The 14,690-nt window shown below is 59.9% G+C and carries 15 protein-coding genes and 1 tRNA gene; 9 read left to right on the top strand and 7 right to left on the bottom strand.

Annotation, left to right across the window (positions count from 1 at the left end; all coding sequences use genetic code 11):
• Nucleotides 1-6 precede the first annotated feature (6 nt).
• The 3 genes from CD932_RS07675 to CD932_RS07665 are packed head-to-tail and all read left to right on the top strand — an operon-like array spanning nt 7 to nt 3,383.
• A complete protein-coding gene (locus CD932_RS07675; protein WP_254926502.1) occupies nt 7-1,524 on the top strand; it encodes an Eco57I restriction-modification methylase domain-containing protein in 1,518 nt (505 codons plus the stop codon).
• Between the two features lie 11 nt (nt 1,525-1,535).
• On the top strand, nt 1,536-1,991 hold the full coding sequence (locus CD932_RS07670; RefSeq protein ID WP_094442112.1) for a PaeR7I family type II restriction endonuclease: 456 nt from the start codon (nt 1,536-1,538) through the stop codon (nt 1,989-1,991).
• 54 nt (nt 1,992-2,045) lie between these two features.
• Nucleotides 2,046-3,383, top strand: coding sequence for an IS4 family transposase (locus tag CD932_RS07665; RefSeq protein ID WP_094442111.1), 1,338 nt, complete (start codon nt 2,046-2,048; stop codon nt 3,381-3,383).
• A gap of 47 nt (nt 3,384-3,430) precedes the next feature.
• Here the strand turns inward: CD932_RS07665 and CD932_RS07660 are convergent, their stop codons facing one another.
• Nucleotides 3,431-4,765 carry an IS4 family transposase gene (locus CD932_RS07660; protein ID WP_094440899.1) on the bottom strand — a complete coding sequence of 445 codons (1,335 nt, stop codon included), beginning with the start codon at nt 4,763-4,765 and terminating at the stop codon, nt 3,431-3,433.
• A 148-nt stretch (nt 4,766-4,913) separates the two neighbouring features.
• Here CD932_RS07660 and CD932_RS07655 point away from each other — a divergent pair, with 148 nt between their 5' ends.
• Nucleotides 4,914-5,288: a PaeR7I family type II restriction endonuclease gene (locus CD932_RS07655; protein WP_094442110.1), complete on the top strand. Its 375-nt coding sequence runs from the start codon at nt 4,914-4,916 to the stop codon at nt 5,286-5,288.
• Nucleotides 5,289-5,313: 25 nt separating this feature from the next.
• Here the strand turns inward: CD932_RS07655 and thiL are convergent, their stop codons facing one another.
• Entirely contained in the window at nt 5,314-6,294 is a 981-nt protein-coding gene (gene thiL, locus CD932_RS07650) for a thiamine-phosphate kinase (protein WP_094442109.1), read from the bottom strand.
• A 71-nt stretch (nt 6,295-6,365) separates the two neighbouring features.
• On the bottom strand, nt 6,366-6,878 hold the full coding sequence (locus tag CD932_RS07645; RefSeq protein ID WP_094442108.1) for a MarR family winged helix-turn-helix transcriptional regulator: 513 nt from the start codon (nt 6,876-6,878) through the stop codon (nt 6,366-6,368).
• Between the two features lie 119 nt (nt 6,879-6,997).
• Between CD932_RS07645 and CD932_RS07640 the strand changes: the two genes are divergently transcribed.
• Together CD932_RS07640 and CD932_RS07635 are read left to right on the top strand one after the other, a co-directional pair.
• Nucleotides 6,998-8,173, top strand: coding sequence for an MFS transporter (locus tag CD932_RS07640; RefSeq protein ID WP_094442107.1), 1,176 nt, complete (start codon nt 6,998-7,000; stop codon nt 8,171-8,173).
• Nucleotides 8,174-8,438: 265 nt separating this feature from the next.
• Nucleotides 8,439-10,754 carry an NADP-dependent malic enzyme gene (locus tag CD932_RS07635; protein ID WP_094442106.1) on the top strand — a complete coding sequence of 772 codons (2,316 nt, stop codon included), beginning with the start codon at nt 8,439-8,441 and terminating at the stop codon, nt 10,752-10,754.
• A gap of 89 nt (nt 10,755-10,843) precedes the next feature.
• Here CD932_RS07635 and CD932_RS07630 read toward each other — a convergent pair whose 3' ends face one another.
• Together CD932_RS07630 and CD932_RS07625 are read right to left on the bottom strand one after the other, a co-directional pair.
• Nucleotides 10,844-11,341, bottom strand: a complete 498-nt coding sequence (locus tag CD932_RS07630) for a hypothetical protein (protein WP_094442105.1) — start codon at nt 11,339-11,341, stop codon at nt 10,844-10,846.
• Nucleotides 11,342-11,435: 94 nt separating this feature from the next.
• Complete coding sequence (locus CD932_RS07625; RefSeq protein ID WP_217907242.1) at nt 11,436-11,846, bottom strand: GNAT family N-acetyltransferase; 411 nt, start codon at nt 11,844-11,846, stop codon at nt 11,436-11,438.
• A 103-nt stretch (nt 11,847-11,949) separates the two neighbouring features.
• On the opposite strand from CD932_RS07625, the gene CD932_RS07620 reads away from it, so the two are divergent.
• From CD932_RS07620 to CD932_RS28105, 3 genes are all read left to right on the top strand, one after another.
• On the top strand, nt 11,950-12,342 hold the full coding sequence (locus CD932_RS07620) for an Imm10 family immunity protein (protein ID WP_094442104.1): 393 nt from the start codon (nt 11,950-11,952) through the stop codon (nt 12,340-12,342).
• Nucleotides 12,343-12,560: 218 nt separating this feature from the next.
• The gene (locus CD932_RS28115; RefSeq protein WP_141213206.1) at nt 12,561-13,187 is read left to right on the top strand and encodes an STY0301 family protein; all 627 of its coding nucleotides are present in this window, start codon (nt 12,561-12,563) and stop codon (nt 13,185-13,187) included.
• Nucleotides 13,188-13,311: 124 nt separating this feature from the next.
• Entirely contained in the window at nt 13,312-13,800 is a 489-nt protein-coding gene (locus CD932_RS28105; protein ID WP_176460910.1) for a hypothetical protein, read from the top strand.
• Between the two features lie 387 nt (nt 13,801-14,187).
• Here the strand turns inward: CD932_RS28105 and CD932_RS28100 are convergent, their stop codons facing one another.
• Nucleotides 14,188-14,430: a hypothetical protein gene (locus CD932_RS28100; protein ID WP_141213203.1), complete on the bottom strand. Its 243-nt coding sequence runs from the start codon at nt 14,428-14,430 to the stop codon at nt 14,188-14,190.
• 156 nt (nt 14,431-14,586) lie between these two features.
• Nucleotides 14,587-14,673 (bottom strand) — tRNA-Leu (locus tag CD932_RS07610).
• Nucleotides 14,674-14,690 lie beyond the last annotated feature (17 nt).

The following is a 14,690-nucleotide window of genomic DNA, read 5'->3' as shown; positions in this document are numbered from 1 at the left end:
ACTTCGTTGCTGGAGCCATCTTTTGGGGATGGCGATTTTCTCCTGCCGGCGATTGAACGACTGCTGGCCGTACGTTTGCGCGTCCAACAGTCAGGCGATCATATTGGCTCGATTGATCACTGTATAAGAGGCGTTGAGCTGCATGCTGACAGCTATGTCCTCACGCGAGATAAAGTGGTCGCCCTGTTGACACGTTCGCACTTTTCATTGGAAGAAGCACGGCGTATTGCGCACGTCTGGCTGGTGCAAGGAGATTATTTACTGGCAGAACTGCAATCAGAGTTTGATTTTGTTGTTGGCAACCCTCCGTATGTACGACAAGAACTGATTCCTGCTCCTTTGCTGGAGGAGTACCGCCGCCGCTACCCGACACTGTATGACAGGGCTGACTTGTATGTGCCATTCATCGAGCGCTCGCTTCACCTGTTGAAAGATCAAGGGCAATTGAGCTTTATCTGTTCAGATCGATGGATGAAGAACAAATATGGCGGACCATTGCGAGACTTGGTATCGCAGCAATTTCACTTGCGCGCTTACATTGATATGGTCGATGCCGATGCATTTCATTCCGAGGTGAGTGCCTATCCTGCCATTACAGTCATCTCCAGGAATCGCCCCGGTCCGACCCGCGTCGCCGAGCGTCCACAGCTTGATCAAGCGTGTTTGAGCGCCTTGGCGCTTGCTTTTCACTCCCCAGTACTGGTCGATACCTTGATCCGTGAAATTGCAGGGATCGTATCGGGAAGCGCACCGTGGATACTTGATTTGTCGGCTAAAACGCTACTCATCAAACGATTGGAAGCTGAGTATCCCAACCTTGAAGAGGTCGGTTGCAAGATCGGCATTGGTGTTGCAACTGGCGCAGACAAGGCATTCATCGGCAAGTTTGCTGAATTGGATGTTGAGGAGGATAGAAAGCTGCCTTTGGCAATGGCGAAGGACTTGGCAAGTGGTCATGTGGTCTGGCGCGGCTATGGTGTCATTAATCCATTTACCGATGAAGGACCACTGGTCGATCTGGGCAGATACCCCAAACTGCGCCGCTATCTTGAAGGTCATCGGCAACAGATCATGGGCAGGCATGTTGCAAAAAAAAATCCCGAAAACTGGTACAGGACAATTGATCGCATCACGCCATCGCTGTCTTCGCGTCCCAAACTGCTGATTCCGGATATCCGTGGCGAGGCGCAGGTCGCTTTTGAAAGCGGGAATCTCTATCCACATCATAATTTGTACTTTATTGTGTCGGATACCTGGGACTTGAGAGCACTGCAAGCGGTACTGCTCTCCAACATCGCGCGTTTATTCATCTCTACTTACTCAACGAAAATGCGGGGTGGGTATTTGCGATTTCAGGCGCAATATTTGCGCAGGATACGGCTGCCAATATGGAGCGGTGTCTCACCGGTCATGAGGGAGCGCCTGATCAACGCGGCCACTGCATTGGATATTGATGAATGCAACGAGGTGACAGCGGATTTGTATTCTTTAACTCAACAGGAGCGGCAAGCTCTTGCACACTGATCGAAAAAACCATGGCGCTTGATCTTGCAAATTATCAACAAAAGGCAGCTGAATCCATTATGGCTTTTTGGGGAAATCGGGAGAAGGCTCGCCAAAAACAGATTGAGGCAGGAGTTCAAGATCAAGGTGAGCGAGTTGGAGTTACCGCTGGCAAGAATCTTGATGGCTTCGTATCATTGATACTGGATCTGGTCGCCGCAAACGGTTTGTCCGACGCCCAAGTTCATCAGCGATCTTCTCTGGTCACGCTCCCAGGCTATTTTCGGCCGACCAAGAAATGGGATCTGTTGGTGATCCATCATCACCGCCTTGTTGCCGCCATTGAATTAAAGAGCCAGGTCGGTCCTTCATTCGGAAATAATTTCAATAATCGGACTGAAGAGGCCATAGGGCATATCGTTATACACAAGTCGGCAGGCGTCCCACGCGCCGCCCTGAAAGTCGTTAACTTTCAAGGACTTACCTGAGGGGCTTGTAAACTTTGCCGAGATCGCGTTTACTCTTTGACTTTGGGTGACGCATTGACCAAGGTATCGAGCCGCTGGACGGAGCAAGAGTTTGCTGGACTGGACTTGGGCGATGCTCGCCTCGACAAACGAGCGAGAACACTGATGGAACGATTTACGGCAAAGCCGACGGCGAGCATTCCCGAGGCCTGCGACAGTTGGAGCGAAACCTGCGCGGCCTACCGCTTTCTCGCCAATGATGATGTGTCTTGGGAGGCCATCCTGGCCCCGCATTGGGAGCGTACCCGCGAGCGCATGCAGGCCCATCCTGTCGTGCTGTGCATCCAGGACACGACCGAACTCGATTTCAACGGCCAGGAAGCGGAGGGGCTTGGGCCGCTGAACTATGAGGCACGGCGCGGCATGTACCTGCATCCGACCTACGCCGTCACGCCGACACGCGAACCGCTCGGCGTGCTCGATGCCTGGATGTGGGCGCGCGCGAAGCGCGGCAAGGACGGCGTACGTCCCGGACAGAAAGAAAGCGCGCGCTGGATCGAGGGTTACGAACGCGTGGCCGAGATGGCCGCGACGTTGGCCGGCACACGGCTGGTGTACGTGGCCGACCGCGAGGCCGACGTAGTGGCGTTGATGCGTCGCGCGCGTGACTTGGACACGCCGGCCGACTGGCTGGTGCGCGCCACACACAACCGCAGTGTGGACGACGGCGAAAAGCTGTGGGAGTACACTTGCAGCGGTACGGCCCTGGGGGAAATCAGCTTCACCATGCCGGCCCGCGAAGATCAGAAGGCGCGTGCTGTGCGCCAACAACTGTGGGCCCGGCAGGTCGAGATTGCCGACGGCAAAGGCGGGCGCCTGGGCGTGACCTGCGTGGTGGCGCGCGAAGTGGGCGCGCCGGCCGGCAGCGAGCCGGTCGAATGGCGCCTGCTGACCAATCGGCCCATCGAGACGGTCGAGCAAGCCGTCGAATTGATCGAGTGGTACCGGGCGCGCTGGGAGATCGAGATTTATTTCCATGTGATCAAAAATGGTTGCAAGGTCGAAGCGCTGCAGCTATCGGCCATCGACCGCATCGAGCGGGCGCTGGCCTTGTTCATGGTGGTCGCCTGGCGCATCACCTTTCTGATGCGGATGGGCAGGACCTGCCCCGATCTCGATGCCGCGCTGTTCTTCGATCCTGACGAGATTCGTGGCGTCCATTTGCTGACCAAGAAGAAGATGCCAGCCTCGCCGCCCACCTTGAACGAGATCGTCCGCCTGATCGCCCAAGTCGGCGGCTTCCTCGGTCGGAAAAGCGACGGAGAACCCGGCGTCAAAACCATCTGGCGCGGATTGAGTCAAGTTCACGCCGCAGCCGAAACATTACGCGCACTGCGCGATGGGCTTGGCTGACTTATGTATAACGATATGGGGTTGAAGGGCATAGGTTTATACACAAATCACCCAGCTTCGTCGCGTAGCGCTTTGATGGTGAGTGCAGCCACGCGCACATCCTGAATGCCCTGCCAGATTGTCTTGACGCCCGGATCGCCGTCGCCTTTTCGTCCAAGGAAGCCGCCGATGCGCGCGATCAAGCGCACCACATCGTTAAGTGTCGGAGGCTGATCCGGCCGTCGCTCCTTCGTGAGCAGGTAAGCGCCACGGATTTCATCTGGGTCGAAGAACAGGCTGGCGTCGAGATCCGGGCAGATGCGCCCGATGCGCATCAGATAGGAGACGCGCCACGCCACGATCATGAACAGCGCCAGCGCGCGTTCAAGATTGTCGATGTGGGAGAGCTGCATCGCCTCGACCTTGCAGGCGTTCTTCAACACATGGAAGAACATCTCAATTTCCCAACGCGCGCGGTACCAGTCGATCAACTCGATCACCTCATCGACGGTGGTGGCGGTTCGATTGGTGAGCAAGCGCCATTCGATCGGCTCGATGCCGGCGGGCGCATCGATTTCGCGCGCGATGACGCAGGTCGCAGCGATCTTGACGCCGCGCCGCGCCGGCAGTTCCACACGCCTGGCCCAGAGTTGCTGGCGCACCTTGCGGCCCTTCTGTTTGTCGCGCGCGCCGATGACGAAACTGATTTCCCCCACCGGCGCACCATCGAGCGTGTGCGCCCACAATCGCTCGCCCTCTGGCAGTGCCCGGTCGGTCTTCGCGCGCACCAGCCAGTCGGCCGGCGTGCCGCAGTCCTGTGCGTAGGTCATCAGCTCGATCATATCGGCCTCGCGGTCGGCCACGTACACCAGTCGCGTCGCCGGCATCTCGGCGGCCATCTCGGCGATCCGCCCGTAGCCTTCGATCCAGCGGCCACTTTCCTTGATTCCCGGTCGAACGCCGGCAGCGTTGATCTTCTCGCGCGCCCACATCCAGGCGTCGAGCACGCCTAGCGGCAACCGTTCCGGCGTGACGGCGTACGTTGGATGGACATACATGCCGCGCTGGACTTCATAGCTGAGCGGCCCGAGACCTTCGATCTGCTGCCCGTTGAAATTGAGTTCGGTCGTGTCCTGCAAGCACAGAATGACGGGGTGTTCGCCCATGCGCTGCTGCGTCTTGGCCCAGTGCGGTGCCATGATGTCGCGCCACTCGACGGCGTCGTTCTCGAGAAATCGGTATGTGGCGATCGTCTCGGCCCAGCCATTGCACGACTTAGGAATGCTGGACGAGGGCTTGTCGGCAAATCGCGCCACGATCTTCCTGGCGCGACTGTCAAGGCGGGAGTCCCCAAGGTCAAGTTCAGCAAATTCCAGGCCCGTCCAGTGCGTCGATTTAGTCATTATTTCGCGAGCCAAAAGACGAGAGTAAACCTGAAAAATCAATAGTTTACAACTGCTCCCGCAAGTGCTTGAATGTAAACGGATTTTTCCGCCCCACTGTTATCGCCAAGCAAACTTGGCGGGCTGACGCGGAGATGTGTATAAACCTATGGCCATAGGGACGGCACATGATATCTGGACTGCCTATCGGGAGAATGCCTTTGGCAAGTATCGGAAACCTTTTGTCGGTTGGCTGATGGTGGTCGAAGATGTCGCCAGGTCGCGCTCCCCGGTACGTGACAAGTCGCCGCATTTTCCGGTTTTCCCGGAGTTTCAAGGCGCATCGTATCTGAAACGATACGATGTCCTGTGCCAACGTCTGGTGCAAGAACAGCTCTATACCGCAGCTTCAGTTATTGCTACTCCGAAAGAAGCGATGACCACAGGTGCGTATGAAGATCTCTCGCAACTGACCAGTCTGAAGAATTTTATTACATCTTTTGCTGGTCATATTGCCATGGAAGCTGCATCGTCAGCACCATAGAGGGTAGCTCTTCAATGCATACCAATCAGTCACTGAAATGATCAAACGAACTGAGCCTTAAATCCAGCGCCGTCCGATTGGCGTCCACCAGCCGCAAGCCGGGTTCGGCTTCGATCTGGCCCACGCGCGTGACCGGTGTGCCGCAGCCGCTGGCCAGCGCGGCGATGGTGGCGCGCGAGGTGGCGGGCGCCGTGAAACACAGCTCGTAGTCGTCGCCGCCGGCGGCCGCGAAGCGGCGGCGTAAGTCTGTTTCCTGCCGTGCCAGGATGGGGCCGGCGGGCAGGGCGTCCACGTCGAGGGTGGCACCCACCTGCGAGGCCTTCAGGATATGGCCGAGATCCCCCACCAGGCCGTCCGAGATATCGATGGCGGCGTGCGCCAAGTTGCCTTCGGCCAGGGCGCGGCCCAGCGCCACGCGCGGCGTGGGCGTGTGCATGCGCACCGCCGCGCTGGCCAGTTCCTCGGCGGTTAACGATTGCTCCATGCGGTAGCCTGCCAGCGCCAGGCGCGCGTCGCCCACCGTGCCGCTGACCCAGATATCGTCGCCGGCCACGGCGCGGCTGCGCCGCAGCGCCTGGCCGGGCGCCAGTTCGCCGAACACGGTGATGCAGATATTGAGCGGGCCCTTGGTGGTGTCACCACCGATCAGCTCGCAATCGTGGGCGTCGGCCAGCGCAAACAGCCCTTCGGCAAAGCCGGCCAGCCAGGCGCGATTGGCTTGCGGCAGCGCCAGCGCCAGCGTGAACGCCAGCGGGCGCGCGCCCATGGCGGCCAGGTCCGACAGGTTGACGGCCAGGCTTTTGTGGCCGAGCTTGCGCGGGTCGGCGTCGGCAAAGAAATGCCGGTCTTCCACCAGCATGTCCGACGAGATGGCGATCTGCTTGCCGGCCGTGGGCGTGAGCAGGGCGCAGTCGTCGCCGATGCCCAGCGTGGCGCGTCCCGCACGCTGGCGCACGAAGTATTGTTTGATCAGGTCGAATTCGGAGAGGGGGTCGGGGTGTGCCATGGTCGATCGGATTGAGTATGCTGTAACGGGGATTATAGGCTGACCTGTCATGATGACCAGCTTGCCTGGCTTTACGCCTGCGCCATCCCCTGCAACAGCTTGCCCAGCAACAGGCCCAGCTGGGCCTGTTCGCGCGCGGTCAATGCGGCCAGCATGCGCTGCTCGTTGGCCACATGCAGCAGCACCAGCTTGTCGATCAGTGCGCGGCCGGCGCCCGTCAAGGCCACCAGCACGCCGCGCCGGTCGGTCGGATGTTTCTGCCGTTCGATCAGGCCGGCCGTTTCCAGCCGATCGATGCGGTTCGTCATGCCGCCCGACGACAGCATGGCCGCCTCGTACAGCGCCGTCGGCGTCAAGGCATACGGCGCGCCCGAGCGGCGCAAGGTCGCCAGCACATCGAATTCGCCGGGCTGCAAGCCGTATTCGGCAAACAGGGGATTGAGCCAGTCGCGCGCCATCAGCTGCGCCACCGTGCCCAGCTGACCCACCACTTGCATGGCGCGCGTATCGAGCTGCGGCAATTCGCGCTGCCATTGTTCGGCCGCAAATTGCGCGCGCTGATGTTCCTGCGGTGTGTCCGTCATGCCGCTTCCTTTATCTTGACGTCGAGATTGGTTTTAATCTTCATGTTAAGATACTTCTCATTAAGTTAGTTTTCATCGAATATTAAACCATGTGCCTCCCAGCGAGGCAAGGACTATCCATGTCATCTCGAACCGAAGCGCAGCATTCCTTTTCCACGGCGCTGCTCGTCGCCGCCATCATTTTGCTTGGTCTTAATCTGCGGCCCATCCTGGCCGCCATCGGCCCCTTGCTGGGCGTCATCGAGGCCAGCACCGGCATCAGCAGCGCGGACGCCGGCCTGCTCACCACCGTGCCCGTATTTGCCATGGGTGTCTGTGCGCTGGGCGGTGCGCAGTTGCAGCGCCGCCTAGGCGCGGTGCGGGGCGTGGGCCTGGGCATCGCCATCATTGCGCTCGCCTGCGCCCTGCGCTGGCCCTTGCACGGCAGCGCCGGCCTGATTGCCACAGCCGCGCTCGGTGGCCTGGGCATCGCGCTGGTGCAAGCCCTGCTGCCGGCCTTTATCAAGCGCCGTTTTCCCGAGCGCGCCGGCCAGCTGATGGGTTTTTATACGACCGGCATCATGGGTGGTGCGGCCATTGCCGCCGCCTCGGCTTCGCCGCTGGGCCAGAGCCTGGGCTGGCAAGTGCTGCTGGCACTATGGGCGCTGCCGGCCGCCGCTGCGCTGCTGTTGTGGCGGCGGGCGGCGGGCGGCCATCGCGAGGGGTCCGCTGGCGCAGGCGCGAGCTTGCCGACGGGAAGCGGCCGCGCCTGGCTGCTGATGCTGTTCTTTGGCATCGGCACCGGCGCCTACACCCTGGTGCTGGCCTGGCTGCCGCCGTTTTATACCGAACTGGGCTGGAGCGCGGCGCACAGTGGCTTGCTGCTGGGCGCACTGACCCTGGTGGAGGTGCTGGCCGGTTTATGCGTGTCGAGCGTGATCAACCGTTATCCCGACCGCCGCCCGCTGCTGCTGGCGGTGCTGCTGTCCGTCTTGCTGGGACTGGCCTGCCTGATCGTCGCGCCCGGCCTGCTGGCGATCCCGGCCGTGATACTGCTGGGCTGCGGCATCGGCGCGCTGTTTCCCTTGTCGCTGATCGTCAGCATGGACCATGTGACGGACCCGGCTGGCGCTGGCGCGCTGCTGGGCTTTGTGCAGGGCGGCGGCTATATCATTGCGAGCAGCATGCCATTTATTGCCGGCCTGATCCGCCAGCAGTCATCCAGCCTGGCCCAGGCGTGGATGGTCATGGCCGCAGGTGTGGTGCTGTTGCTGCTGATCGCGCTGCGCTTTGCGCCTGGCGCCAGGCTGCGCTGATAGCGTTCGTCCTGCCGGAAGTCGATCGTGCAGGATCGAAGAAAATGTCGGGCCAGAAGGTTTTGATCGTAGAAAATTATCGATATTTCATATTCAATAGTTTTTGATGCTATTCCGGTTTGTGCTGGCAGCGGCCTTTACAATGAAGGGGTTATACGCTTTCGTGATATCAGACTATGCTTGCGGAAAATACCTAGCTAATTGAAAGTATCGGTCTGATAAAATCGCAAACACCCCGATCGACCAAACAGGAAGGCAGCACAGCATGGATTCGTCATCTGATAAAAAAGAAGAATTGCGTCAACAATTGCGCCTGGCCGCACTCGAATATCACGAGTTTCCGCGCCCCGGCAAGATCAGCGTGACGCCTACCAAGACACTGACCAACCAGCGCGACCTGGCGCTGGCTTATTCGCCCGGCGTGGCTGCGCCTTGCGAAGAAATCGTCATCGATCCAGCCAACGCCTACAAATACACGGCGCGCGGCAATCTGGTGGCGGTGATTACCAACGGCACCGCCGTGTTGGGCCTGGGCAATATCGGCCCGCTGGCCGCCAAGCCGGTGATGGAAGGCAAGGGCGTGCTGTTCAAGAAGTTCGCCGGCATCGACGTGTTCGATATCGAAATCAACGAGCTCGATCCCGATAAACTGGTCGACATCATCGCTTCGCTGGAACCGACCTTCGGTGGCGTGAACCTGGAAGACATCAAGGCGCCCGAGTGCTTCTATATCGAACGCCAGTTGCGCGAGCGCATGAAGATTCCCGTCTTCCATGACGACCAGCACGGCACCGCCATCATCGTCGGCGCGGCCATCATGAACGGCATCCAGTATGTCGGCAAGGACATCAAGAACTGCAAACTGGTGGTCTCGGGCGCCGGCGCCGCCGCCCTGGCCTGCCTTGACCTGATCGTCGATCTGGGCTTCCCGCTGGAAAACATTTTCGTCACCGATCTGGCCGGCGTGGTCTACAAGGGCCGCACCGAACTGATGGATCCGGACAAGGAACGTTTCGCACGCGACACCGACGCGCGCACCCTGGCCGAAGTGATGCCCGACGCCGACATCTTCCTCGGCCTGTCCGCTGGCGGCGTGCTCAAGCAGGACATGGTCAAGACCATGGCCAAGAACCCGCTGATCCTGGCGCTGGCGAACCCGAATCCGGAGATCCAGCCGGACGACGTGAAAGCCGTGCGCGGCGACGCCATCATCTGCACCGGCCGTTCGGATTACCCGAACCAGGTCAACAACGTGCTGTGCTTCCCCTACATTTTCCGTGGCGCCCTCGATTGCGGCGCGACCACCATCACGCGCGAGATGGAAATTGCCGTGGTGCATGCGATCGCCGAACTGGCGCACGCCGAACAGTCCGACATCGTCGCCACCACCTACGGTTTCACCAGCCTGTCGTTCGGCCCCGAATACCTGATTCCGATGCCTTTCGATCCGCGCCTCTTGATCAAGATCGCGCCAGCGGTGGCCAAGGCGGCCGAAGAGTCGGGCGTGGCCACGCGTCCGATCGCCGACCTGCAAGCGTACGCCGACAGCCTGCAGCAATTCGTCTATCGCAGCGGCACCTTCATGAAGCCGCTGTTCCAGGTGGCCAAGAAAACCGCGAATGAATTGAAACGCATCGTCTACGCCGAAGGCGAAGAAGAGCGCGTGCTGCGCGCCGTGCAAGTGGTGGTCGACGAGAAACTGGCGCGTCCCATCCTGGTGGGCCGTCCGGCGGTGCTGGAAACGCGCATCCAGAAGTTCGGCCTGCGCCTCAGGCAAGGCATCGACTTCGACATCATCAACCCGGATTTCGATGAGCGCTATCGCGATTACTGGACCACGTACTACGAGATGACCAGCCGCAAGGGTGTCACCGAGGAATACGCGAAGCTGGAAATGCGCCGCCGCCACAGCCTGATCGGCTCGATGATGATCCATAAAGGCCATGCCGACGGCATGATCTGCGGTACCTTCGGCACCACCCAGTTGCACCTGAAATATATCGACCAGGTGCTGGGCAAGCGCGCCGGCAGCAATGTCTACGCCGCCATGAACGTCTTGATCATGCCCGAGCGCCAGCTGGTGATGGTCGACACCCATGTCAATGAAAATCCGGACGCCGGGCAATTGGCCGAGATCACCATCATGGCCGCCGAAGAGATGACGCGCTTCGGTCTGTCGCCGCGCGCGGCCCTGCTGTCGCACTCGAACTTCGGTTCCAGCGACAGCGCCTCGGCGCAAAAAATGCGCGCCGCGCTGGCCATCATCAAGGAACGCGCGCCCGACCTGGAAATCGACGGCGAAATGCATGGCGACACGGCGCTGGACAGCAAGCTGCGCCACAAGCTGATGCCGAACTCGGACCTGAAGCACGACGCCAACCTGCTGGTGATGCCGAACATCGAGTCGGCCAACATTGCCTACAACCTGGTGAAAACCGCCGCCGGCAACGGCATCGCGGTCGGCCCTATCCTGCTTGGCTGCGCCAAGCCCGTGCACATCCTGACGCCATCGGCCACCGTGCGCCGCATCGTCAACATGACGGCCCTGTGCGTGGTTGATGCGGTAGCGCAACGCGTGTAATGTCCTGAGCGGTTTTGCCGATCAAAGGCCGCCCCATCCGCAAGGAGGGGCGGCTTTTTAGTTGGCTAGTGGTAATGCGGGAAGATCCCTCAAAGGGGGGATAAATCAAGCCAGACAGCATACGACAAGCGCTTGCCATTCCATAGCCCGCCGCCACGGATCACGGCGTCGCACGAAGTCAATTGCCCGGCCAGGTCCAGATGGCCGAGGTTGCGGTGCAGGCGCAGCGCATCGCGGTGCGCCAGGTAACCGACCAGCTGGCCATCGATAAAGACGGCGATGGCCTTGTCCTGGAAAGGGTTGCCATCGTCGCACACCAGCAGCGCCAGGCATTTTTCATCGGCATTGCCGGGGCCGTGTTCGCCGGCCAGTTTCGCGATGGCCGGCTGGTACATCGCGTCGTTGTCCACTTCGCAGACATAGCGCCCGCCATCGGTCCAGTGCTGGGCTGGTGCGCCGGGTGGTATTGCCGGCACATACTCGCGTATCGACAACAATGCTTTCGTTAGCGGCTCGACGGCGGTACGGTCGCGGAAAACGTAATACAGCAGCGCGACGACGGTCGCTATGGCGAGCAGGTAAAGCATGGTCACTCTCAGGTTTCAAGGTCAGGCGGTGTGGCGTCGGAACGCGTTGCCGACACTATAGCAAGGCGCACCCGTGGCCGCCATGCCTGATGTACTAGCGCTTGAGCGCCATGCCCACCGACTTTGGTGCCGTGTGGGTGAAACCGAACTGCGCATACAGGTCTTGCGCCTGGCCATCGGCGATCAGGCTGACATAGGCGCTGGCCGGCACCTCGGTGGCAATAAATGCGCTGATTTCGCCCATGATCAGCTTGCCCAAACCACGGCCCTGGTGCGCCGGCAGCACGGCAATATCGACCACCTGGTAAAAGCAGCCGCCGTCACCGATGATGCGGCCCATGCCGACGACAAGCTCGCCCTGCAGCACCTGTACCGCGAACAGCGAGTTCGGCAGTCCCTTTGCCGCCGCTTGCGCCGTCTTGGGGCTCAGGCCCGCAGCACTGCGCAGCTGGCAATAGGTGGCGACATCGGGAATGGCAAGACGGGTGGTGTAAGGCGTGGACAAGGCGAGCTCCTGCAGTCAATAGGTGGCAGTCAATTATAAATGCGGCTATTCGCCAGTCGCCAATTGCGCTATGGTGGCGGCATCGATTTTATGAAAGTACGCCATGTCCGCAGGATTTACCGCCACCGAACTGTCTGTCCTTGAAGAAGATGACGGCTTGAACACCACCCTGGCCGCACCCGCCGCCCATGGCGAACCGGTCTACCTGATGTTCCAGCGCGCCGGCCAGTATGATGAACAGGATGTGGCGCTCGGCATGGACGCGCCCTATGTCGAATACTGCGGCCAGGAATTTTCGTGGTATGGCCATATGCACGCGGTGATTCTGCACGCCAATCGCTTGTCGGTGCAGATGGACGCCGAAGCCGCCATGCAGATGGATGACGACGGCCAGATCGATGTGCGCTTCAACCTCACGCCCGAGCGCTACGCCCAGCTGCGGCAGGCGCTGCGCACGACCTTCGATGGCTGCGAGTATTACCGCGAAGAGCGATAAGGAGCGGTAGCCAAGAATGACGCGATGCTGCCGCAACCGACCCTGACGCGCAGGCCGTGAAATCGCCGGTAGTTTGTTTTTCTTCAAACGGCGCCTCGCTACCGAGCTTTACCGTAAGGCGCTTCTTCATATCGGGGAGCGCAAAATGCACAAGAACGTCTGTATAACGATCCCAGTAACAATGCCGATGCCTTTTTCGTGATCGAATAGGCGCCACGATGCTGAATCATTGCTCACCAGTGCTCAAGGCCATCATGGCCGGTGTCGCCTGCTTCTGCTTTCCCGCATTCGCTGGCGCCACGTTATCATCCGTCTGCCCCACCAGTATTGCCGCCACCTCCATCAAACTCGACCCCTCGCCCGCCGGCTGGACTACGTATATCGCCAGCGCGCTCTACCTGAACTCGGCGGCGCCAATCGACGGACCACCGCAACGCCAGGGAGAACTGGTTCCCACGGCAGAGCGCAAGGAAAAAGGGCAAACGCTGCTCGTCTATCAACTGGAAGGGCGTTTCTCCGAAGGGAAATGGTTACAGTGCAGTTATGGCGAACATGGCCAGGTGACGTTGTCAAAAAGAATGGATGACAGCGTCAGGCGCTGCGAAGTCAGCTACAGGAAAGGCAGCAAGGCGGGCCAAAACGACATCGGCATCGATTGCCGCTATCCCGCAAAACAAAAAACCCGCCGTCATCTGGCGATGGGCGGGCGCCATGCCTTCTCCCGTGATGGTACTTTTTTGACGGCATCAGGAAGTACCGTCAAATCTGTACACTTTCATGCTACGTGTTCCTATATTAATCATGAGCAATCCACGATAGCCTTTGACCACAGTCAAGTTGGTTGAAATTCGACTTCGCAGCGACTGGCCCGACATGCGCGCTGTACGGCAAGACGCCAGAAAGGGAGGCTGCGGCGTCCTTTTTCTTGAACAGTGGAAATTCATAGGCTATATTGGCAAGACCATGACCGTGTCCCTGAACCCCGCCGCCAGCTATACCAGCAGACCGATCGGGTCGGCGCCGGTGGCCGTCCCGCGCAACGCGGAAGCGGCGGCGTTGTCATCGGAGGCGGTCGAACTGTCGGAGGAGTCGGCCGTGGTGGCCATGCTGGGCGGTGGCAGTGGCGCTGGCAGCGGCGCAGTGTACTCCGCCGCCGGACTGCTGGGCACCCTGGAGCAGGCCGGCACGAGTGAGGAAGCCATCGCCGTGCCCGAGGCCGGCAGCAATGCCGACACCTCGCAGACGGCGCCGCAGGCGACGGACCAGGGCATACTGTCGGCCTACTCCGCCGCCGGCAGCGCCTCGGGCGTCTACACCGTGGGCGGCAACAACGGCCTGTCCGACCAGGCCTCGACCAACTGGGCCGAAATCCTCAAATCCAATCCCGCCTACGCCAGCGACGTCATCGGCAGCTCATTCGCCGCCGGCATCATCGGCACCCTCCACATCTCCGCCTGACTCCCTCACTTCGGGGTCAGTGCCGACATTTGGAGATCCGGGGACTTTTTTATTGAAGCGTACGTCAACAAATGGAGGCAAGGGCAGAAGAATCGGAGAGGTTGCGCTTGCAAGCGCATCGCGGCTTTCATCTGACACATTGAAATAAGTCGCACGGGCCGAGTAGGGTGGCGCACATCAGCAGTGGGGCTTTTTGCGGCCCATTTCCATTCGCGGCGGGCAGTGGTGAAAAGATGCGAAATCAGATTGAGATCCCGATTGACCGTCGACCCCAATACTGTTTTGAGGCGCATGTCGCGCCACTGTCCCAAAATGTCTGGCGTAACTTCAGCGATGAGGTTCGCCCAGCATCTTGCCGGCGACCAGGTGCCTTGCGATCGCCGCCAGTCAGATGGTTTCCCAACGCGCGCCTTTTTTGTGGACGGAAACTTCGTCACGGTACCGCTCAAATGCCTGCAGCCAGGTTTTCCCCAAGACTATGCCTGAAGCGTCGTTGCGGCGCAGCTGGGCTTCGCGTTCGGCAGCCCAAGCCATTGCCTCAGCCTTGGTGCTGAATGTCTCGGATTCGCGTGCGCCAAGTACTGCAATTACTGCGCACCAGCCGCCTGAACGTTTTCTGAATGATGCCATGACCTCTCCAATTTGGCGTAATCATGGCGTAGTCGCTAGTGGTTTTTGTCGGGTTTAATCGGTAGAAAGCAGGATGGCATAGACGTAAAAAAAGCCACTAAACCCTTGATAACATTGGATTTTATGGCTTTTTCGGTACTTCTTGAATTTGGTGCGTGGTGCCGGGAGCCGGAATCGAACCGGCACGCTGTTTCCAGCGCGGGATTTTGAGTCCCGTGCGTCTACCTATTCCGCCATCCCGGCAACGCGAGAGGCATTAT

The sequence above is a fragment of the Janthinobacterium sp. PC23-8 genome, assembly GCF_002250505.1.
Lineage (GTDB): Bacteria > Pseudomonadota > Gammaproteobacteria > Burkholderiales > Burkholderiaceae_D > Janthinobacterium.
The sequence above is the reverse complement of the archived record's forward strand: the minus strand, read 5'-3'. Positions and strand labels throughout refer to the sequence as shown.

What these genes read in the sequence shown, in the direction of transcription:
- CD932_RS07640 (WP_094442107.1), top strand. Translation starts at nt 6,998, where the DNA reads ATGTCATCTCGAACCGAAGCGCAGCATTCCTTTTCCACGGCGCTGCTC.
- thiL (WP_094442109.1), bottom strand. Translation starts at nt 6,294, where the DNA reads ATGGCACACCCCGACCCCCTCTCCGAATTCGACCTGATCAAACAATAC.
- CD932_RS07630 (WP_094442105.1), bottom strand. Translation starts at nt 11,341, where the DNA reads ATGCTTTACCTGCTCGCCATAGCGACCGTCGTCGCGCTGCTGTATTAC.
- CD932_RS07635 (WP_094442106.1), top strand. Translation starts at nt 8,439, where the DNA reads ATGGATTCGTCATCTGATAAAAAAGAAGAATTGCGTCAACAATTGCGC.
- CD932_RS07620 (WP_094442104.1), top strand. Translation starts at nt 11,950, where the DNA reads ATGTCCGCAGGATTTACCGCCACCGAACTGTCTGTCCTTGAAGAAGAT.
- CD932_RS28115 (WP_141213206.1), top strand. Translation starts at nt 12,561, where the DNA reads ATGCTGAATCATTGCTCACCAGTGCTCAAGGCCATCATGGCCGGTGTC.
- CD932_RS07670 (WP_094442112.1), top strand. Translation starts at nt 1,536, where the DNA reads ATGGCGCTTGATCTTGCAAATTATCAACAAAAGGCAGCTGAATCCATT.
- CD932_RS07660 (WP_094440899.1), bottom strand. Translation starts at nt 4,765, where the DNA reads ATGACTAAATCGACGCACTGGACGGGCCTGGAATTTGCTGAACTTGAC.
- CD932_RS28100 (WP_141213203.1), bottom strand. Translation starts at nt 14,430, where the DNA reads ATGGCATCATTCAGAAAACGTTCAGGCGGCTGGTGCGCAGTAATTGCA.
- CD932_RS07655 (WP_094442110.1), top strand. Translation starts at nt 4,914, where the DNA reads ATGGCCATAGGGACGGCACATGATATCTGGACTGCCTATCGGGAGAAT.
- CD932_RS07645 (WP_094442108.1), bottom strand. Translation starts at nt 6,878, where the DNA reads ATGACGGACACACCGCAGGAACATCAGCGCGCGCAATTTGCGGCCGAA.